Origin of the sequence: Acidovorax sp. GBBC 1281 (assembly GCF_028473645.1) — a bacterium.
In the GTDB taxonomy this organism is placed as follows: Bacteria; Pseudomonadota; Gammaproteobacteria; order Burkholderiales; family Burkholderiaceae_C; genus Paracidovorax.
On sequence record NZ_CP097269.1, the window covers coordinates 4270204 to 4289507 of the forward strand.

17 protein-coding genes and 2 pseudogenes are annotated in these 19304 nt (G+C 66.9%); 2 read left to right on the forward strand and 17 right to left on the reverse strand.

Going from position 1 to position 19304, the window contains the following annotated elements; genetic code table 11:
- Window positions 1–66: 66 nt before the first annotated feature.
- The 7 genes and pseudogenes from M5C96_RS19995 to M5C96_RS20025 form a co-directional block, all read right to left on the reverse strand.
- A complete protein-coding gene (locus M5C96_RS19995) occupies window positions 67–2982 on the reverse strand; it encodes an aconitate hydratase (protein WP_272564904.1) in 2916 nt (971 codons plus the stop codon).
- A 122-nt stretch (window positions 2983–3104) separates the two neighbouring features.
- Window positions 3105–3956, reverse strand: a pseudogene (locus tag M5C96_RS20000) (IS5 family transposase); the annotation flags it as partial.
- Complete coding sequence (locus tag M5C96_RS20005; protein WP_272563777.1) at window positions 3953–5047, reverse strand: IS630 family transposase; 1095 nt, start codon at window positions 5045–5047, stop codon at window positions 3953–3955. The gene M5C96_RS20005 and the pseudogene M5C96_RS20000, both read right to left, overlap by 4 nt.
- Before the next feature lie 67 nt (window positions 5048–5114).
- A pseudogene (locus M5C96_RS20010) lies at window positions 5115–5216 on the reverse strand (IS5/IS1182 family transposase); the annotation flags it as partial.
- Between the two features lie 130 nt (window positions 5217–5346).
- A complete protein-coding gene (locus M5C96_RS20015) occupies window positions 5347–5739 on the reverse strand; it encodes a hypothetical protein (protein WP_272564905.1) in 393 nt (130 codons plus the stop codon).
- On the reverse strand, window positions 5736–6026 hold the full coding sequence (locus tag M5C96_RS20020; RefSeq protein WP_272548868.1) for an H-NS histone family protein: 291 nt from the start codon (window positions 6024–6026) through the stop codon (window positions 5736–5738). Before M5C96_RS20020 ends, M5C96_RS20015 begins: the two co-directional genes overlap by 4 nt.
- The gene (locus tag M5C96_RS20025; protein ID WP_272564906.1) at window positions 6023–6304 is read right to left on the reverse strand and encodes a hypothetical protein; all 282 of its coding nucleotides are present in this window, start codon (window positions 6302–6304) and stop codon (window positions 6023–6025) included. The genes M5C96_RS20020 and M5C96_RS20025 overlap by 4 nt, the downstream gene beginning before the upstream one ends.
- Between M5C96_RS20025 and M5C96_RS20030 the strand changes: the two genes are divergently transcribed.
- Entirely contained in the window at window positions 6275–7120 is an 846-nt protein-coding gene (locus M5C96_RS20030) for a symmetrical bis(5'-nucleosyl)-tetraphosphatase (protein WP_272564907.1), read from the forward strand. The genes M5C96_RS20025 and M5C96_RS20030 overlap by 30 nt on opposite strands.
- A 92-nt stretch (window positions 7121–7212) precedes the next feature.
- Here the strand turns inward: M5C96_RS20030 and M5C96_RS20035 are convergent, their stop codons facing one another.
- The 10 genes from M5C96_RS20035 to M5C96_RS20080 form a co-directional block, all read right to left on the reverse strand.
- A complete protein-coding gene (locus tag M5C96_RS20035; protein WP_272564908.1) occupies window positions 7213–8682 on the reverse strand; it encodes a DEAD/DEAH box helicase in 1470 nt (489 codons plus the stop codon).
- A 167-nt stretch (window positions 8683–8849) separates the two neighbouring features.
- Window positions 8850–9728, reverse strand: coding sequence for a KPN_02809 family neutral zinc metallopeptidase (ypfJ, locus tag M5C96_RS20040; RefSeq protein WP_272564909.1), 879 nt, complete (start codon window positions 9726–9728; stop codon window positions 8850–8852).
- A gap of 97 nt (window positions 9729–9825) precedes the next feature.
- Window positions 9826–10059 (reverse strand): hypothetical protein, encoded by a 234-nt coding sequence (locus M5C96_RS20045; RefSeq protein ID WP_272564910.1) that lies wholly within the window; start codon window positions 10057–10059, stop codon window positions 9826–9828.
- A gap of 156 nt (window positions 10060–10215) precedes the next feature.
- Window positions 10216–10539, reverse strand: a complete 324-nt coding sequence (locus M5C96_RS20050; protein WP_272564911.1) for a hypothetical protein — start codon at window positions 10537–10539, stop codon at window positions 10216–10218.
- Between the two features lie 157 nt (window positions 10540–10696).
- The gene (gene dcd / locus M5C96_RS20055; protein ID WP_272564912.1) at window positions 10697–11263 is read right to left on the reverse strand and encodes a dCTP deaminase; all 567 of its coding nucleotides are present in this window, start codon (window positions 11261–11263) and stop codon (window positions 10697–10699) included.
- Window positions 11264–11359: 96 nt separating this feature from the next.
- Window positions 11360–12643, reverse strand: a complete 1284-nt coding sequence (gene guaD / locus M5C96_RS20060; RefSeq protein WP_272564913.1) for a guanine deaminase — start codon at window positions 12641–12643, stop codon at window positions 11360–11362.
- Window positions 12644–12711: 68 nt separating this feature from the next.
- On the reverse strand, window positions 12712–14172 hold the full coding sequence (locus M5C96_RS20065; RefSeq protein ID WP_272564915.1) for an FAD/NAD(P)-binding protein: 1461 nt from the start codon (window positions 14170–14172) through the stop codon (window positions 12712–12714).
- A 37-nt stretch (window positions 14173–14209) separates the two neighbouring features.
- Window positions 14210–16537, reverse strand: a complete 2328-nt coding sequence (locus tag M5C96_RS20070; protein ID WP_272564916.1) for a 3-keto-5-aminohexanoate cleavage protein — start codon at window positions 16535–16537, stop codon at window positions 14210–14212.
- A gap of 3 nt (window positions 16538–16540) precedes the next feature.
- Complete coding sequence (locus M5C96_RS20075; protein WP_272564918.1) at window positions 16541–17497, reverse strand: 3-keto-5-aminohexanoate cleavage protein; 957 nt, start codon at window positions 17495–17497, stop codon at window positions 16541–16543.
- Window positions 17498–17699: 202 nt separating this feature from the next.
- Window positions 17700–18383, reverse strand: a complete 684-nt coding sequence (locus M5C96_RS20080; RefSeq protein WP_272564919.1) for a LysR family transcriptional regulator — start codon at window positions 18381–18383, stop codon at window positions 17700–17702.
- A 153-nt stretch (window positions 18384–18536) separates the two neighbouring features.
- On the opposite strand from M5C96_RS20080, the gene M5C96_RS20085 reads away from it, so the two are divergent.
- Window positions 18537–19292, forward strand: a complete 756-nt coding sequence (locus M5C96_RS20085) for a sulfite exporter TauE/SafE family protein (RefSeq protein WP_272564920.1) — start codon at window positions 18537–18539, stop codon at window positions 19290–19292.
- The last annotated feature ends 12 nt before the right edge of the window (window positions 19293–19304 follow it).

Here is a 19304-nt window from a genome sequence, read left to right on the forward strand (position 1 = left end):
CGGGTTACCTGAACATATCGTCACAAGTGTATCGGGCCGCTCGCCCCCCGGGTGGATGTCCCCCAATCAAGCGGTCAACAACTGCCGGAGCACATAGGGCAGGATGCCGCCGGCGCGGTAGTAGTCCACCTCGATCGGCGTGTCGATGCGCAGCGTGACCGTGACCTCCTGGCGCGACCCGTCGGCCCGGCGAATCGTCAGCAGCGCGTCGCTTTGCGGGGTGAGTTCCGAATCCGGAGCCACGTCGATCGTCTCGTTGCCGGTCAGGCCCAGCGACTCCCAGGAATCGCCCGCCTTGAACTGCAGGGGCAGCACGCCCATGCCCACGAGGTTGGAACGGTGGATGCGCTCGAAGCTCTTGGCCACCACCGCCTTGATGCCCAACAGCTGCGTACCCTTGGCCGCCCAGTCGCGGCTGGAGCCGGTGCCGTATTCCTCGCCCGCGAAGATCACGGTGGGGGTGTCTTGGGCGATGTACTTCATGGCCGCATCGAAGATGAACATCTTCGTGCCCTGCAGCTCCCCCTCGTTCTGGAACAGCGTGACGCCGCCTTCCTCGCGCGAGCCGTCGGCGGTGGGGGGAATCATCAGGTTCTTGATGCGCACGTTGGCGAAGGTGCCGCGCATCATCACATCGTGGTTGCCGCGGCGCGCGCCGTAGCTGTTGAAGTCCTGCTTCATCACGCCGTTATGCAGCAGCCACTGCCCGGCGGGCGAGGTCTCCTTGATGGAGCCCGCCGGCGAAATGTGGTCGGTGGTGATCGAGTCGCCGAACAGCGCCATGATGCGTGCGCCCACGACCGACTCCGATGCCTTGGAGCCGTCCGCGCCCACCGCCCGCTCCTTGGCCTCCAGCGTGAACCGCGCGAAGAAGGGTGGCTCCGCGATGTAGGTGCTGGCGGGCCAGTCGTAGGTGTCGCCCTTCACGCCCTTGATGTTGTTCCAGAGCGCGCCCGGATCGGTCTTGACCTTGCCGTAGTTGTCGCGGAAAGCCTTGCCGTTCATGGCGTAGCGCATCAGCGCGTGGATTTCATCGCTGGTGGGCCAGATGTCGCCCAGGTACACGTCGCGCCCGCCCTTGCCCTTGCCCACCGGCTCCGTCATGAGGTCGCGCAGCACCGTGCCGGCGATCGCGTACGCCACCACCAGAGGCGGGCTGGCCAGGAAGTTGGCCTTGATGTTGGGGTGGATGCGGGCCTCGAAATTGCGGTTGCCCGACAGCACCGCCGCGCAGACCAGATCGTTGCCGGTGATGGCCTCGTTCAGCTCGGGCGCCAGGTCGCCGGCGTTGCCGATGCAGGTCGTGCAGCCATACCCCGCCAGCGCGAACCCGAGCTTTTCCAGGTAGGGCATCAGACCGGTTTCGGTGAGGTATTCCGTGACGATGCGGGAGCCGGGCGCGAGCGAGGTCTTGATGTGCGGCCGCACTTTCAGGCCGGCCTCCACGGCCTTCTTGGCCAGCAGGCCGGCGGCCAGCAGCACGCTCGGATTGGAGGTGTTGGTGCAGCTCGTGATGGCGGCGATCAGCACGTCGCCGTTGCCGATGGTGGGGTCCACCCCCTTGGTCGGCAGGCGCACGGCGGCATCGGCATGCGTGACCGCCAGCGGCGGCTTGTTGTGCTCCATCTCGACCAGGAAACGCGGGCCACCCGCAGGGGCCGGCTTCTCGGCGGGAACCGCCTCGCTCACGCCCTCGTCGCCCCGGTGGATGTGGTGCCGCGTGTGCAGCAGTTCGGCCGGGCGGTTGAAGCCGTTTTCCGCCGCGGGCTTGCTGAACAGCGACACGAAGTCGCTGCTCACGTTGCCCAGCTCGATGCGGTCCTGGGGTCGTTTCGGTCCGGCGAGGCTGGGAGTCACATCGCCCAGGTGCAGGCGCACGATCTTGGAGTAGTCGATTTCGCCGGCGAGCGGCACGCCGAACAGGCCCTGGGCGCGGAAATACGCCTCGAACGCTTCGATCTCGCTGTCGGTGCGGCCAGTGCCCTTGAAGTAATCGATGGTCTTTTCATCCACCGGGAAAAAACCCATCGTCGCGCCGTACTCGGGTGCCATGTTGCCGATGGTGGCGCGGTCGGGCAGCGACAGCGTGCGCGTGCCCTCGCCGAAGAATTCCACGAACTTGCCCACCACCTTGTGCTGGCGCAGGATCTCGGTCACCGTCAGCACCAGGTCGGTGGCGGTCACGCCTTCGCGCAACTGGCCGGTCAGCTCGAAGCCCACCACGTCCGGGGTCAGGAAATACACCGGCTGGCCCAGCATCGCCGCCTCGGCTTCGATGCCCCCCACGCCCCAGCCCACCACGCCGATGCCGTTGATCATGGTCGTGTGGCTGTCCGTGCCCACCAGCGTGTCGGGGTAGTACACGCCATCGGCCCTCTTGTGCACCCCCCGCGCCAGATACTCCAGATTGACCTGGTGGACGATGCCGAACCCGGGCGGCACCACGCCGAAGGTATCGAATGCTTGCATGCCCCACTTCATGAATTCGTAGCGCTCGCGGTTGCGCTGGAATTCCAGCTTCATGTTCAAGTCCAGCGCCTTTTTCGTTCCGTAGTGGTCCACCATGATGGAGTGGTCCACCACCAGGTCCACGGGCACCAGCGGCTCGATCTTCTTGGGCTTCTTGCCCAGGCGCTGGGCCACGCTGCGCATGGCGGCCAGATCGGCCAGCAAGGGCACGCCGGTGAAATCCTGCAGCACCACGCGCGACACGACGAAGGGAATCTCGTCCTTGCGGTCGGCGACCGGCTGCCAGCGCGACAACTGCTCCACGTGTTCCGCCGTGACCTTGCGGCCATCGCAGTTGCGCAGCACCGATTCCAGAACGATCCGAATCGAAACCGGGAGCCGTTTGATCGACGGGTATTGCTTGGCCAGTGCCGGAAGCGAATAGAACTTGCCGCTTTTGCCGGACCCCGTCGTGAAATTCTTCAGGGTGGATGCGAACGCGTGGCGGGAAACCGGGGGTGACATCGAGGCCATGTAGTGCTACTCCTGTGGGGACGAGAGCACCTATTCTGGCAGTCCTACATATCGATGCAATCGTGGGGGGCGCTGTTGCACAAATCGAATTGCAGACGGCATGACCCCAACCCCAGACGGACCTATGCCACAGCAGTCACCGACACGGTGTGAGGACGGCCGATCTGACTGAACCGATTGAGCAAGGCCACGCGGACATGCAGCTCCACAACCTGGCGGTCGAACGTGCGCGCGATCACCCGTTCGCCCAGTCGCTTGAAGCAGTGCATCTTCGTCTCCACAAGGCTGCGCCGGTGGTAGCCGCTCCACTTCTTCCAAATGCCGCGACCCAGGCGCTGGCACGCCCGAATGGCCTCATTACGATGCGCCGAGCCCGGACTCGACTTCTTCCAATGGCTGGCGTTCTTGCGGGGCGGGATCACCGCCATCGCGTGCCGCTCGGCAATGGCGTCCAGGCAGGCGCGCGTGTCGTAGGCGCCATCGGCACTGACGCTTTCGATGGATTCGTCAGTGGGAATCTGAGCCAGCAACCCGGGCAACATCGGCGCATCCCCAATGGCGTTGCTGGTCACCTCGATGGCGCGTATTTCCAGCGTCTGCGCGTCGATGCCCAGATGGACCTTGCGCCATTCGCGCCGGTATTCAGCACCATGCTTCTTGCGTTTCCACTCTCCTTCGCCCAGGAACTTGATGCCGGTGCTGTCCACCAGCAACTGCAGCGGCGAGTTGGTTCGCTGGTAGCTCAGTTCGACCTGCAAGGTCTTTTGGCGCCGGCAAACAGTGCTGAAGTCAGGTACCGGCCAGTCCAGCTTTGCCAGCCGCAGCAGGCTCTGCACCATGCCCAGCGCCTGTCGCAAGGGCTGGCCGAACAGGCACTTGATGCTCAGGCAGAACTGGATTGCTGCGTCCGAGAAGGTTCGGCTGCGTCCACGCCTGCCGGTCGGCGTGCCAAACCACTGCATGCCCTCATCTAGTGTCCTGTCCCGTTAATTCGCCCGCATAGTCTGGCGAGTTTTTCGAGGATGGAGTCTGCTGTAGCTGTCCAAGTAAACGGCTGGCAGGACTGGTTGTAATTCGCGATGAATGTGTCGATCTTGTTGATCAGATCCTTCACGCTGGTGAACGAGCCACGGCGGATTGCCCGCGTGGTGATGATCGAGAAGAAGCGCTCGACCTGATTGAGCCAGCTTGAATAGGTCGGAACGAAGTGCATGTGCCAGCGAGGCCGCTCGGCCAACCAAGCGCGCACCTTTGGATGCTTGTGGCTGGCGTAGTTATCAGCTATGCAGTGCACATCCAGTTCGTCGGGCACTGCCTTGTCGATGGCGCGCAGGAAGGCAAGGAACTCTTGATGACGATGCCGGGGCCGGCACTGCGCGATCACTTGGCCATTCATCACGTTCAGGGCCGCGAACAAGGTGGTGGTGCCGTGGCGCACGTAGTCGTGCGTGACACCTTCGACATAGCCAAACCCCATTGGCAGCATCGGCTGCGTACGCTCCAAAGCTTGGCATTGGCTCTTCTCGTCCACGCACAGCACCAGCGCGTTGTCAGGTGGGTTCAGGTACAGCCCCACAACGTCGCGCAGCTTCTCGATGAACAGCGGATCGGTCGACAGCTTGAAGCTGTCGGCCCGGTGCGGCTTGAGGTTGAAGGTCTGCAGATAGCGCGCCACCGTGCTCTTGCTGATGCCCGTATCGGCGGCCAGCGTGCGGGTGCTCCAGTGGGTACCCCCATCAGCAGGCTTGGTGTGCAACGTCTTGGTAATCAACTCAGCAACACGCTCGTCATCTACCGTGCGGGGGCGACCCGGGCGCAACTCGTCGTAAAGCCCTGCAATGCGATGGCGCGCATAGCGCCCGCGCCACTTGGTGACAGTGCTACGACTGATCCCCAGAGCCTGCGCAACCGCGGTGCTGGCTTTATCTGTGCCTTCGCAAGTCAGCACGATGCGCGCCCTGAGCGACAACGCCGCTGGCAGCGAACGTGATCGCGCCATGGACGTCAGTTCCGCGCGCTCCACTTCACTAAGCGCAATTTCTGTTCGGGTCGTTGCATTGGGCATGGCGGCACCTCAAGGATGGCCCGAAACCATGCAGCTATCGTGCCTGCGAATTAACGGGACAGGACACTAGCCACATCGTCAACGAGCCTCGCGCTTTCAGCGCCGCGTTGTACGCCTTCCAGTTCGTCGTGCGGTACTTGCTCCGCTGCCTGTTCTTCGTCTCTGTCACGCAGTCAGTCTACGGGCATCAGCATCGCGATTTGTGCAACAAAGCCATCGTGGGGTAATCGCATGCAGGACATTTCAGAGAGTGCACCGCCAAACTCCAGAAGAAACGCCCGATCGCAAGGCCTGCCGTCCTACGCCATGGGAACAGCAGCACGGGTAGGTGCAGCGCGATATATCGCGTGCCATTCGATTAATAAAATACCGCCCTGCGGAATCTCCATTTTTATCCGATGGCTTCCCTTGAAATTAATCGGCTGGGCAGCATTGCCGCTCAAGAAGGTTAAGCCAACTCCCAATGGCTGGGATTTGAGACAGAGCGCAGCGCCCGAAAGCGGCCAGCGCACCGATGAAAGGGTAGCCAGGAAACCCGCCAGGGCTGTCCATGCAGTCAAACCGAACGGCACGGTATTCGCAGCCATGAAAAAAGCCCGCCAAGGCGGGCTTTTTATTGCGTGGGTTGCTCTTGCCATTCCGCAGCGCGGGCAGTGCCTGCGCGCGATCTGGAATTCCAGGCTTGCACTCAAATGGCGAATTGCTCGCGGTCTTGGTTCTGGATCCACTTGGGCGCCTTGCCACGGCCCGTCCACGTCTGGCCCGTTGCGGGATCGCGGTATTTGGGAGCGACTTTGACGCCGGCGCTGGCACTGCGGGCACGGCCCGTGGGAAATACGTCCTGAGCAGTCAAACCATACTCCGCCACCAGATTGCGAACCTGATTGATGGCATCGGAAAGTTCGCGGCGACGTGCTTCGCCGATTTGCTGCTCAAGTTCTTCGCGCTGTTTCAGCAGGTCTTTGTAGCTAGTGCTCATGGTGATGTACGGAGATTAATAACGAAGGCCGCATTATAAGTATCTTTCAATATCGTGCAGAGAAAGCGGGCGCAATCCACCCCTTTGAATAACCCGCTGATTTCTGGAATTTCGGGGAACTCTGCCAGCTCAGCCATATCGAAGCGCGCGCACTGATTTGCACCGGCCGGGCTATCGTGACCTGGGCGATTACCTGGCACGGCCTCATCCAGCCGCGACAATGCGGGTTTACCACCTTCGGAAACGCCATGGCGCTCTACTGCATCGGGGATATTCAAGGCTGCGACACGGCATTGCAGCGCCTGCTGGACCACATCGGGTTCTCCCCCAGCCGCGACACGGTTTATTTGCTGGGCGACCTGGTGAATCGGGGCCCTGATTCCGCTGCCGTGCTCCGCCGCTCCATGCAGCAGGGCGACAGCCTGCGCAGCCTGCTGGGCAACCATGATCTGCACCTTCTGGCGGCCGCCCACGGGGCCCGCAAGCCTTCCCGCCGCGACACGCTGGACCAGGTGCTGCAGGCACCCGACCGCGAGGCCCTGCTGGACTGGCTGCGCCATCAGCCGCTGGCACGCCAGCATGTGCATGGTGGAGAGCCCCTGTTGATGGTCCACGCGGGCGTATTGCCCTCGTGGTCGGCCCAGGACGTGCTGGCGCATGCCGACGAGGTGCATGCCGTGCTGCGCGGGGCCGACATGCCCGCATTCCTTCACGCCATGTACGGCAACACGCCAGACCGCTGGGACCCCACGCTGACCGGGACGGACCGCTTGCGCGTGATCGTCAACGCCCTCACCCGATTGCGCTTCTGCACACCCGAGGGCGCCATGGATTTCGAGAGCAGCGAGGGTGCCAGCGCTGCCCCAGCCGGCCTGGTGCCGTGGTTCGAAGCACCGGGCCGCAAAACGCAGAACGGGCTGGTGGCGTTCGGGCACTGGTCCACCCTGGGCTGGATGAACCGAGCCAACCTGCTGGCGCTGGACACCGGTTGCGTGTGGGGAGGCTGCCTCAGCGCGGTCCGGTTCGGCCGAACGCTGGCAGACCGTGAGCACTGCCATGTCGATTGCGAGGAGGCGCAAAAGCCTGGGGCCTGAACACGAACGAGCCACCCGCCGCCCCACGGCGATAAGGACGCACCCAAGGCCTCAGCGAATCAGGCCCCGGCCGACGGATCGGCCCTGGGGGCTCACTGAGAAGAGGTTTCGGTCTCGGGCTGCACGGCCTTGAACAGGGCCGCCACCTTGCGTTTGGGCTTGATGTTGGCCGAGATGCCGCTGCGCGCCGGCTGGGCCTTGGCCGCAGACTCCCAATGGGGCGCCGCCTCGGTGGCCGGTGCCTCATAGGGCTTGTCGAAGAACGGATCGCGGGGTGCCGAAGGGGCGCGGTAGCTGCTGCGCGGCGCGCTGCCACGCGGGTCGTGCGCCTCGCCGCCCCGCTCACGCCGGCCACCTTCACGCTGGCCATCCTCGCGCCACGCGCGCTGGCCGTCGTTGATGCGGCCGCGCGGGCGGTCTTCCTCGTACTCGAGGGCCTCGAGATCGATCTTCTTCTTGATGAGCTTTTCGATGTCCGCCACCAGGCGCGTGTCGCTGCTGGACACCAGCGTGACCGCCAGGCCCGAGGCGCCTGCACGGCCCGTGCGGCCGATGCGGTGCACGTAATCCTCGGCATTGAACGGCACATCGAAGTTGAACACGGCCGGCACATCCTTGATGTCCAGTCCGCGTGCCGCCACGTCGGTACACACCAGCAGATCGACTTCGCCCTGCTTGAAGGCATCGAGCGCCTTCAAACGTTCGTCCTGGCTCTTGTCGCCGTGCAACGCCGCGGTCTTGAGGCCTTCGCGCTCCAGGCTCCGGGCCAGCCGGGCACAGCCGAGCTTGCTGTTCACGAAGATGAACGCCTGCTTCAGGCCCCGCGTCTTCAGTACCTGGTGGATGGCGCGGCGCTTGTCGTCGTCGTTGGCGCTGTAGAAACGCTGCTCCACCGTGGAAGCCGTTTCGTTGGGGCGCGCCACTTCGATCGTGATCGGGTCTTGCAGGTAGCTGCCCGCCAGGCGCTTGATCTCGGGGGAGAACGTGGCGCTGAACAGCAGCGTGGTGCGCTGCTTGGGCAGGTACGAGAGGATGCGCTGCAGATCGGGCAGGAAGCCGATGTCCAGCATGCGGTCGGCTTCGTCGAGGACCACGTATTCGACCTGGTTCAGCACCGCATTCTTGGCTTCGATGTGGTCCAGCAGCCGGCCGGGCGTGGCCACGAGCACTTCCACGCCTTTTTTCAGCTCCAGCGTCTGCGGCTTCATGTCCATGCCGCCGAACACCACGGTGCTGCGCAGCTTGGTGTACTTGGCGTACAGGGCGACCTGCTGGGCGACCTGGTCGGCCAGCTCCCGCGTCGGCAGCAGCACCAGGGCGCGCACCGGATGGCGGGCGGGGGAGGTGGAGCTGTTTTCGTGCTTGAGCAGGCGCTGCAGCAAGGGCAGCGAGAAGGCGGCCGTCTTGCCGGTGCCCGTCTGGGCCGCACCCATCACGTCCTTGCCAGTCAAGACGACCGGAATGGCCTGTTCCTGAATGGGCGTCATGGACTCGTAGCCCATTTCGGCCACGGCGCGTGCCAGCGGTTCAGCCAGCGATAAATTGGAGAAAGAACTTGTCATTTAGCCCGCTATTGTCGCACCAGGGGCTGAACGGGGTGTTTTTTCGGGTAGGCATTCGTGCCCCAAAGGCACGATGCTATTTAATTCATAGCACCATACGATGACTGGACCAGTGCAAACGCCACCCCAGTCATTGCAGGGTGAACGCCGCCACTGCGGCGTTCGCACTACAGGCTGCGGGCCGAGAAGGTGTCGCAGACCTTCACGCTGCCGTTTTCGAGGCCTGCATGGAACCACCGCTGGCGCTGCGCGCTGGTGCCGTGGGTGAAGCTGTCCGGCACGACGGCGCCGCCGCCCGCGCGCTGCAGGGCGTCGTCCCCGATCTTGGCCGCGGCGTTCATGGCCTCTTCCACATCGCCCTGCTCCAGGATCTGGCGGGCATTCTGGGCATGGTGGGCCCAGACCCCGGCGAAGCAGTCGGCCTGCAGTTCCAGGCGCACGGACAGCTGGTTGTACTGCACCTGGCTGACGCGGCCGCGCATCTGGTCCACTTTGGCGCTGATGCCCAGCAGGTTCTGGACGTGGTGGCCCACCTCGTGGGCGATCACGTAGGCCTGGGCGAAATCCCCCGGCGCGCCCAGCCGGTTCTTCAAGGTTTCATAGAAGCCCAGGTCGATGTACACCTTGCGGTCGCCGGGGCAGTAGAACGGGCCCATCGCCGCCTGGCCGGTGCCGCACGCGGTGGGTGTGGAGCCACGGAACAGCACGAGCTTCGGGTCCTGATAGGCGTTGCCACCCTGGCGGAAGATGTCGGTCCACACGTCTTCGGTGTCGGCAAGCACGGTGGAGACGAAGCGCGCCATCTTGTCGTCGGCCGGCGGGCGGTGTGCGGGCGCCTGCTGGACCTGGGCGGGAGCGCCTCCGCCGCCGCTTAGCAGTCCCAGAATGGTCAAGGGATTGATCCCGAAAATCCAGCCCCCCAGCAACGCCACCACGATGGTGCCGATGCCGATGCTGCGGCCGCCGAACACCGGCATGCCCCCACCGCCGCCGCCGTCACGGCGATCCTCGACGTTGTCCGATTCGCGGTTGCCTTCCCATTTCATACGGTTCTCCTGCTCGCACCTGCGGATGCGGTGCGCCGGATGTTACGCCCGCGCCGCACACCGGGCAGCGGTTCCCATGGGTCGATTCGAGAAGGCATCAAGGCTGCGGCTCGCTGAACGAGGGCGCGTCCACCGCTGCATAGGTGGCCGGTGAACTCTGCAGGCCCCGGGGGGCCCAGTGCGCCTGGCGCTCCGATGCCTGCTGCACCTGCCCCTGCACCACCCAACCCAGCGCGACGAGTTGCACCGCGATCACAACGCTGCCGATCACGATGGGCCACGGGCGCAGCCTCTGGGCGGAGGACACAGGGGGATGAAAATCGTCGTGCATGGCAGTCTCTTGCGGATGGGTCTGAAATGGATGGATGGGATACTAGGCAGCGCGCCAGAGCCGGAAACCCGGTCGATAGCGTGAGGGGGCGTAGGACGCAGCCGGTCCGGAGGCACCCCCTGCAACGCGCCGACCTTCAGGCGCTCCCTGCCTGGATCAACGCGTGCACCAGTGCACGCTGGCGGCGGCGGGCTCGGCGTCTTCGAAATACCCGGACAACTCCTGCACCAGGGCTTGCAGGGCGCATCCCGGAAGGGCACGGGCCCGTTCGATCTGCTGCAGGGCGTAGGTGCGGTCGCCGAGCATCATGGCGGCGCTGATGCAATGGCCACGGGCGGCCATCTGCAGCAGGAAGGCATCGAGCGCTTCGGCGGGCCAATAGCAGCGGTGGGTGCTGCCTCCCGAAGCCTCGTGCAGCACATGCGAAAGGCCCGTGCGCTCGGCCTGGAAAGACGATACGGCGTGGTGGGTGGCAGGCATGGTAGGCTCCTCAGGCAGCGTTCTGCGTAGGATTTACAGCATCCAACCGAATGCAACACAGAACCTGGCTGAATCGTAAAAAACCGTAGCCACCCTCGCTCACGGCAAAAAAGCCGTGGCGGTGTAGGACTCCACCGCCCGAGAAATCAGGCCCGTATCAGGCCTTGGGCAGGGTGACGCCGCTTTGCCCCTGGTATTTGCCGCCTCGGTCTTTGTAACTCACGTCACAAACCTCGTCGCTTTCGAAGAACAGCACCTGGGCGCATCCCTCGCCGGCATAGATGCGGGCCGGCAGCGGGGTGGTGTTGCTGAATTCCAGCGTGACATAGCCCTCCCACTCGGGCTCGAACGGCGTCACGTTCACGATGATCCCGCAGCGGGCATAGGTGCTCTTGCCCAGGCAGATGGTCAGCACGTTGCGGGGAATGCGAAAGTACTCCACCGTGCGTGCCAGCGCGAAGCTGTTGGGCGGGATGATGCAGCTGTCGCCTTCGAAGTCGACGAAGCTCTTTTCATCGAAGTTCTTCGGGTCCACCACGGTGCTGTGGATGTTGGTGAACACCTTGAATTCCGGCGCGCAGCGGATGTCGTAGCCATAGCTGCTGGTGCCGTAGCTGATGATCTTGCGGCCTTCCGCCTCACGGACCTGGCCCGGCTCGAAGGGCTCGATCATTCCGGTCTGCTCCGCCATGCGGCGAATCCACTTGTCGCTTTTGATGCTCATTGATCACTCCTGCTGGGCCGCCATTGTAGAGAGGACGCGCGGGCAGGCACTATATTTTTCATAGCGACATGCGCTAGTGCAACCTGCGCCAGGGGCCTATTCGGCTTGGGAAACCACGGTGCGCTCGATCACCCGGTCGTCACCCAGCACGATCATCGCGAAGAGCAGTTCGTCCAGGTTGGCCGCGTGCGCGGTCTTGCGCGCCAGCAGCGGCGTGGCGCACGGGTCCAGCACCACGAAGTCGGCCTCGCACCCGGGCTGCAGGTTGCCGATGACGCCCGCCAGCCCCAGCGCGCGCGCCGCGCCGGCCGTGTGCTGCCACCACAGCGCCTGCGGCGACAGCGACAGGCCGGGCTTCGTCTGCCCTTCGCGCCCCACGTAGTAGGCGGCGAGCATGGTGTGGAACGGGCTGAAGCTCGTGCCGCCCCCCACATCGCTCGCCAGTCCGTAGCGAAAGCCGACCCGGTCGGCCCCGGCGTAGTCGAAGAAGCCACTGCCCAGAAACAGGTTGCTGGTGGGGCTGACCGCCGCCACCGCGCCGGTGTCGCGCATGAGCGCCCGGTCGGCATCGTCGAAGTGGATGCAGTGGGCGTACACGGCGCGCTCGCGCATCAGCCCGAAATCGTCGTACACCGACAGGTAGCTGCGGGCCGCGGGAAACAGTTCGCGAGCCCATCGGATCTCGTCCAGGTTCTCGGCCACGTGCGACTGAATCCACACGTCGGGGTATTGCGCGGCCAGTTCGCCCGCGCCGCGCAACTGGGCCTCGGTGCAGCTGGGCGCAAAACGCGGCGTGATGGCATAGCCCAGCCGGTCCTGGCCGTGCCAGCGGCGGATCAGCGCCTCGGTGTCGCACAGGGACTGCTCGGTCTGGTCGCGCACGCCATCGGGCGAGTGGCGGTCCTGCAGCACCTTGCCGGCGATCAGGCGCAGTCCGCGCGCCTTCGCCTCGCCCATCAGCGCGTCCACCGACGCCGGGTGCGAGGTGGCGAACGTGAGCGCAGTCGTCACGCCGTTGCGCAGCAGTTCGTCCAGGAACACGGTGGCCACGCCAGCCGCATAGGCCGGATCGGCAAAGCGGGATTCGTGGGGAAAGGTGTAGTTTTCCAGCCAGGGCAGCAGGCCATCGGCGGGCGAGCCGATCACATCGGTCTGCGGAAAATGCACGTGCATGTCGACGAACCCCGGCGCGATGATGCGGCCGGGCCAGTGCACCACCGGCCACTGTGCGTATTGGGCCGCCAGGGTGTTCCAGGCGCCAGCGGCCTGGACGCGCTGGCGCCCCTGGGCATCGGGGCCGATGGCCAGCAGGCCGTCTTCTTCATACAGGGCCGAATGGTCGTCGGCGAAACGCAGCAGGCCGGAGCGGTAGATTTGCATGGCGGCAGCTTAACGCCGGGCACGGAGCCTTTCATGCGCTGCAGCGCATGGGGCCCATACCGGTGGCGCTACACCGCCACCCGCTCCCGGGGCGGCAACGCCTCGCGGTCTCCGACCGCCGTCGATGCGGCTGAGCGGCCCAGTTGCCCCGCGATGCGCTGGGCGTGCAGCAAAAGCCGCTCGATGGCAGACACGTAGAACAGCGCGCCCTGGGTCAGCGCCCCGATGGCGAACAGGCCGGGCTGGCCCAGCACCTGAAGGCTTTGCGCATCGATCGCGATGCCGCCCAGTTCGTGCTGGCGGACCAGGCCACGGTCGATCAGGTTCTCGATGAGCGGCGAATCGATGCGCGCCAGGTTGCCAGCCACGCCGGTCGCATCCAGGATGCCGTCGAGCGCCAGCGTTCCGCCGGCCAGCTCCACCTGGAATCCCGGCCGGCCCTCCGCCAGCCGGGTGGCCCGGTAGCCTGGGTGCACGGTCAGCCGGCCCGCCTGGAGCAGCGCCTGGATCTTGCGCGCGTTGTCCAGCGGCATCGGGTGCCGGTAGCTCATCCAAAGGCCCTGGTATTTGCGAAAGAACCGGCGCTTCTGGTTCGGACGCAGCGCGGTCCAGTAGCGGTCGATGTCCTCCTTGGTGGCGTCCAGCTGCAGCTGCCAGTCCCGCACGGCCTGGGCCGCCTCGATCTCCCGGCCGATGCGGACGAGTGGATCACGGATCGTCATGAGGCCCGGGTATTCGTGCCCGCAAGGATGGCTTTCGCGGAACCAGCGCAGAAAGCCGCGCAGCGTGTCGCCCGCATAGCGGTGCTCCGGGCGCACCAGGGGCGTGGTGGGCAAGGCGCCGCGCACCAGGGGCAGCTGGCCGGAATGGGAAAACATGTGGATGCGCTCCACACCGAGCCGGCCGAGCAGCAGCGCCATGTCGATGGCCGTGAGCTTGGTGCCGAGGATGCCGATGCGCGCGCTTCGCGGCAGCTCGGCCTTGATGGCGCCCAGGTCGTGGTATGGGTTCGCGTGGTAGTGCGCCACGCCCGGAAACGGCGACCGCTTTTTGAGATGACCCAGCGCCAGCACGACCTGGTCCACATGCCAGGCATGCTGGGCCGTGGCCACGTGAAAGCCGCTGGCCCCGCGCTCGATGTCGGTCACCGCCTGCGCCACGCGCACCAGCTTCACCCCGCGCGCGGCGAACGCGCTCTCGGCCTGGTGGGCGACATCCTGCAGGTAGGCCCCCATGAGCGAGCGCCGCACGTATCCGCCCGGCGCTTCGGCCTGCCCCGCGCACAGCTGCTGCAGCCAGCGGTCGAACCCGTCCGGCTCGCCGGCCCGGGCGCTCAGCAACGACGAAGCCATGTTGAGGATGAACTCGCCGTCGTTGGTGTCCCGGCCATAGGGCAGTCCCGGGCCGAACCCGCCGGACTCGTCGAACAGCAGCACCTCGGAAATCCCGGCTTGGCCGCCCATGCGGCTCAGCGCTTGCGTGACGAGGGTGCCGCTGCAGCCGCCCCCGATGATGGCGATCCTGGCCATGGTCATGTCTCCTTCGCGGGTGCGGTGCGCCGCCGCATCAGGCGGTACCACCGGCCAGGGCCAGGTCCGCCGCGCGATCCCGGGCCGCGGGCACGGGGCGTGCCGGGGAGCCATGCCGTGCGAAATGCTGGCGCAGCAACATGTCGGCGCGCAGCGAGGCGGGAGCGGTCTGCAGCAGTGCCACCAGCTCGACCATCGAAGCGGGCGCGCCTTCCAGGTAACGGCGGATGGAGTGCCCGTCGTGCAGGCGCACGGGGTCTTCCCGCAGCACCACGCCCGCCAGGCGGAGCAGCAGCTTCTTTTGCTCGCCCTTGCGCAAGATCCAGTGCGCGCTGCCGTAGCGGAACGCCTCGTCATCGCGGTGCGGCAGGAGCGGCGCCAGGCTCCAGAGCCCGTTGTTGCTGCCGCACAGGTAGTCCGGCGTGGTCGTGCCGGCCACGCTGCGCACATCGTTCAGCGCCGTGACGTCCACGGTGGGGGTGCCGAGCACGGACAGGTTCACATCGCAGGCCGACGCGAACGACAAGGCGACGGAGCGGTTGAAGATTTCCTCCTGCTCCTGCACCGAATAGCCCAGCCGCTGCAGGTCCGCCCGGGCGGCGTTGTCGATCTGCTGGATGGTCGCGATGCCGGAGCTGTGCGCCAGGAAATGCAGCCGCACCAGGTCTTCGATGCCCTGGAAAGAAAGCCGCCCCGCCGGCTGCCCGTCGCGGTTCAGCGGCCGGCCCGCCGCATCGCGCTCCACCAGCCCGGTGGCCCTCCAGGCCAGCGCCCGCGGCAACGCGACCAGCCGGGGCAGCACCACGCGCTCGTAGATGAGGCGGGACGAGTGGCTGACCACCTGCGCATGCGCCGTCGTGTTGAGCGTGAAGCGGTTGTGCAGCATGCTGGATTCGATCAGCACGGTGCCGTCGGCATCGAGGCCGGCGTGCGCGATGCCGAGCACCTCGGCGGCAGCCTGCGTGCGCTCCAGGAACCGGGCGAACGTGGCCGTGAGCCCGGTGGAGAGCTTCAGCCCCTCCGGGTAGTGGGTGGTGGGCGTGCTCGGCAGCACGATCCATGCGCCGCGGGCGATGGCGCCCTGCACGGCCGCCACGTCCATGTCGATGGGCACCGCCAGGCCGCCGCTGCGCGGCGCGTCACGGTACACCCGGATGCCGGCGCTTTTGGGCTCGGCCTCCGAATTGGCCCGCAGGGCCACCGCCCGCTCGTGGATGGCCTCGAACAGCACGGCCATGGCGGCGCTGTAGCCGGGCTCGCTGCGCACGGCGGTGTGGACGATGTCGGTGCGGTCGTCCGTGTAGTGGCAGGAAATGGCGCTGAGGAATTCGAGGAACCGCCCCTCTGGCCCCTTGAACTGCGCAGGCGGCACCTGGTAGGCATGGGGCGGCAGGCCCGCTTCTGCGGCCATGGCCTGCAGCGCCGCGTCCCACCGCCCGCCGGGGCGCTGGCGCTCGGCCAGCAACTCGCGCACGAAGTTCAGGGCCTGCAGTGGATAGACGTGCCGGAACGCCGCCGCACCTTCACGGGGATAGCGGTCCCGCTCCTCCACGAAAAATCGCGCGTAGAGCCCGTGGTCGCGCAGGGCCGCGAGCGCGAGGTCGCCCGCACCCGGTGCCTGCGCATCGGGCGGCAGGTGGTTGGCCGCCGCCTCCAGCGCGTCCAGGAACCGGGATTCCCGGGCCGCGTAGGCGGGCTGCAGCGGTGCCAGCGCCGCCAGCACGGCGCTGGCCATGGCCCGGGGGCGGTCCAGCGGCACGGTCGCTGCGAGCGGCTGGAGCCGCGCGATCGCGGCCTGCAGCAGCGCCACATCGGGGTGGGGCATGTCCAGCGCCACGCGCGTTTCCTCGGCCGTCAGCACCGTGGCCCCCAGGGCCTGCAACTGCTCGCGCACGTAGCGCACCTGCTCCGCCGTGGTGCCACGGCGCCAGCCGCCCGCCACCTCGGGATCTGGCACGTTCAAGGCATCTTCCAGGCCCACCCGCACGCCGTCGAGGCCCAGGGCCACGGCCAGGCGCGGCAGCAGCACGATCATCGGTCCGGGCACGAGGGCGGACACCTTCGCGCCCGGGCACTCCGCGCGGATGCGCGCCACCACCGGCTGCAGCCGCGCCACCGCCTGGGCCAGGGCCTGTTCGAAGGCCTCTGCGGAGCCCTCGGCCAGCAGGCGCAGGATGTCCTTGCGCTCTTGCACCGGCATCAGGGAATCGTCCTGCACTCCGCCATCGGGCAGGCGCCGGTGCTGGTCCACCCCCACCACCAGCATGAACAGCACGGGCCCGCCCACCGAGCGCAGGCCGGCCTGATAAGGCCCCAGCGCACCGTCCAGGATCGCGCCGTTGAACACCTCCACCTCGGGCCGCACGCCCTATTGCCGGCAGTGCGCGATCTGCGCCGCCAGGAAGGCCGGGGGGTTTTCATAGCCGCCGCCCGCCTGGAAGACCACCGGCCCGGGGCTGAAGGAGCCCATCTCCGGCGCGCGCTGCTGCGCGCCGTAGGCCCGCAGATGCACCCGGCGCACGGGGCTTTCAAAGTCGGCCGCGCCGCCCCGCACACTGGTGGACAGGTTCAGGATGGCAGCGGGCGTCGCCTGGTGCAGCCGGGGCACGATCGCCGCGTACTGTGCCTCGTCGATGTGATTGGCCTGCCGCCCCAGGCGCACCGGCACGGCCACCCCGGGCACGTGGACCGGGTGCTGGCCGCTGCAGTCCCGCGTGTGCAGGTGCACGATGGCGGCCCCTTCGCGCACCGCCGCCACGCTCTGAGCGACGATGGCTTCGGGTGCGATGGGCAGGTGCGGCGATGCCGTCCTGCCCGGGTTCCAGTGGCCCGCACCGTGGTCGACCCAGCCGCGCTCGCGCAGGGTGTCCAGCAGCTGCGGCGCCTCGGCCTGCAACGCGGCCACCAATGCGGGCGGCAAGTAGGTCTCGATCGTTTCCGCGCGCCATGCCAGATCGCCGGCGCCCGCCACGTCCCAACCCTGGGAGGTGAGCGTCAGCACCAGCTCGCGCGCCGTCTTCGCCGATGCGATGCGGTGCAGGGCCTCACCCGGCAGATGCCGGCGCGCCTCCACGTCGCCCAGGCGGCGGCCCGGGGCCTGGGGCCCGTCCGCCGCGCTGGCCACCTGCAGGGCGTCCAGGCTGTCGCAGATCCCCAGGCCGCCGGCCGGCACCGCCTCCCAGCCATCGGCGGCCAGCCGATGGGCCAGGCCCATGCCCTGGGCGTCCGCGGCCTCGATCGACCGGGCGGGCAGGAATTTCGGCTCCCGGGCCAGGGCTTGCTGTGGAACGGCGCCCACAGGCGCCGCCGTGATGAACATTCGCATCGACCTTCTCCCCTTGGTTTTTTTCTGGACCCGCCGGGCGCGCCGCGGGCCGCGCGGGCCAGCGCATCGCGTGCCTGGCGGGCATGTCGATGGCATTACAGCAATGCCCGGGGCGCCCGGAAACTATCCCTTCGGGTAGTTGCCAGACCGGCGCAGATGCATTCCAGGTCAGCGCGGAGCCCTGCGAACGACGCGCTTGGCGCTATGCGGCGTCGCCGGCCTGCGCTGCCGCCTGCCGGGCGCAGACCGCGCGCAGCGCCGCCACGAACAACGATTGCTCTTCGTAGCGCGCGCCCTCGGTCCGCTGGAACAGCGTGATCGGCGGCAGGGTCCAGCCGAAGCGGTGGGCGACGATGCCTACGCCCGCGATGCGGGCCAGTTCTTCCGCGATGTCGGCGGGCACGATGGACACCGCTTTTTCGTTGGCCGCGATCAACTCGCCGATGAGCTTGGACGACAGGCTCTCGACGAACGGCGCGGGCGGCGCCACCCCTGCGCGCAGGAAGAAATCGGTGATCTGCTCGCGCATGGGCGTCTGGCGGGCGCCCAGAATCCACTCCAGCCGGGCCAGCTCCTGCCAGGCCAGGGGCTGGCGCCCCAGCCGGGCGGCGAGGCGGCGGTGGGTGATGAGGCGGGGCTCCTGGTGGTAGAGCACCTCATGCTCCAGCCCCTGCATGTCGAGCACGGCCGATGCACGGCCGATCACGCAGTCCAGTTCATACATGGATTCCAGCTCGGCCAGCGCGTGGGTGACGGCCGGCTGGCTGGTCGCCATGCGGTGCGAAACGCGGGTGAGCGAACCGTGTTCCGCAATCATGCGCAGCAGCATCAGGTGGCGCATCTTGAGCCGCGACGCGAGCCGGGTCTCCATCTCGGCAGGGGTCATTGAACGTTCCCAGAGCCATATCGATTGGCTTATGAGGCAATATTAAATGAGAAAGATTGGCTCATGTGGCTCCCCCACAATCGCAGCCCATGCGGCGGCGGCCCTGCGGGGCCAGACGCCTTCCGATCAAAAAAATGGGGGGAGAAGCGCGCAATGGAAACGATCTACTGGGTGGTGGGCATCGGGGCGGTAGTGGCCGGGTTCGTGCAGGGGCTGTCAGGCTTCGCGTTCGGCATGGTGGCCATGTCGTTCTGGGCCTGGACGCTGGAGCCGCGCCTGGCGGCGGCGCTGGCGGTGTTCGGAGCGCTCACCGGGCAGATCGTCGCGGCGGTGTCGGTGCGCCGCGGCTTCGACGTGCGCACGCTGGCGCCGTTCGTGCTGGGCGGGCTGCTGGGCATTCCGCTGGGCGTGGCCTTGCTGCCGCGCCTGGACATGGTGTGGTTCAAGACGCTGCTGGGCGCCCTGCTGGTGCTGTGGTGCCCGACCATGCTGATGGCCAAGCGCCTGCCGCGCATCCGCTCGGGTGGCCGCGTGGCCGATGGCGTCGTGGGGCTGGCCGGCGGCGTGATGGGCGGCATCGGCGGATTCACCGGCACGCTGCCCACGCTGTGGTGCACCCTGCGCGGCTACGAGAAGGACCAGCAGCGTGCCGTGATCCAGAACTTCAACCTGTCGATGCTGCTGGTCACCATGGGCACCTACCTGGGCACCGGCATGGTCACGCGGGACATGCTGCCGTTCTTCGCCATCGTGGCGCCGGCGATGCTGGTGCCCACGCTGCTCGGCACGCGGCTGTACATCGGGCTGAGCGACGTGGCCTTCCGGCAGATCGTGCTGGGCCTGCTCACGGCATCGGGCGTGGCCTTGCTGGCCTCGTCGCTGCCGCAGCTGGTGGCGCGCCACCTGTAGCGGCCGAAAGAG

What these genes read in the sequence shown, in the direction of transcription:
- dcd (WP_272564912.1), bottom strand. Translation starts at nt 11,263, where the DNA reads ATGAGCATCAAAAGCGACAAGTGGATTCGCCGCATGGCGGAGCAGACC.
- M5C96_RS20020 (WP_272548868.1), bottom strand. Translation starts at nt 6,026, where the DNA reads ATGAGCACTAGCTACAAAGACCTGCTGAAACAGCGCGAAGAACTTGAG.
- M5C96_RS20085 (WP_272564920.1), top strand. Translation starts at nt 18,537, where the DNA reads ATGGAAACGATCTACTGGGTGGTGGGCATCGGGGCGGTAGTGGCCGGG.
- ypfJ (WP_272564909.1), bottom strand. Translation starts at nt 9,728, where the DNA reads ATGAAATGGGAAGGCAACCGCGAATCGGACAACGTCGAGGATCGCCGT.
- M5C96_RS20045 (WP_272564910.1), bottom strand. Translation starts at nt 10,059, where the DNA reads ATGCACGACGATTTTCATCCCCCTGTGTCCTCCGCCCAGAGGCTGCGC.
- guaD (WP_272564913.1), bottom strand. Translation starts at nt 12,643, where the DNA reads ATGCAAATCTACCGCTCCGGCCTGCTGCGTTTCGCCGACGACCATTCG.
- M5C96_RS20080 (WP_272564919.1), bottom strand. Translation starts at nt 18,383, where the DNA reads ATGACCCCTGCCGAGATGGAGACCCGGCTCGCGTCGCGGCTCAAGATG.
- M5C96_RS20050 (WP_272564911.1), bottom strand. Translation starts at nt 10,539, where the DNA reads ATGCCTGCCACCCACCACGCCGTATCGTCTTTCCAGGCCGAGCGCACG.
- M5C96_RS20030 (WP_272564907.1), top strand. Translation starts at nt 6,275, where the DNA reads ATGGCGCTCTACTGCATCGGGGATATTCAAGGCTGCGACACGGCATTG.
- M5C96_RS20005 (WP_272563777.1), bottom strand. Translation starts at nt 5,047, where the DNA reads ATGCCCAATGCAACGACCCGAACAGAAATTGCGCTTAGTGAAGTGGAG.
- M5C96_RS20075 (WP_272564918.1), bottom strand. Translation starts at nt 17,497, where the DNA reads ATGCGAATGTTCATCACGGCGGCGCCTGTGGGCGCCGTTCCACAGCAA.
- M5C96_RS20065 (WP_272564915.1), bottom strand. Translation starts at nt 14,172, where the DNA reads ATGGCCAGGATCGCCATCATCGGGGGCGGCTGCAGCGGCACCCTCGTC.
- M5C96_RS20035 (WP_272564908.1), bottom strand. Translation starts at nt 8,682, where the DNA reads ATGACAAGTTCTTTCTCCAATTTATCGCTGGCTGAACCGCTGGCACGC.
- M5C96_RS19995 (WP_272564904.1), bottom strand. Translation starts at nt 2,982, where the DNA reads ATGGCCTCGATGTCACCCCCGGTTTCCCGCCACGCGTTCGCATCCACC.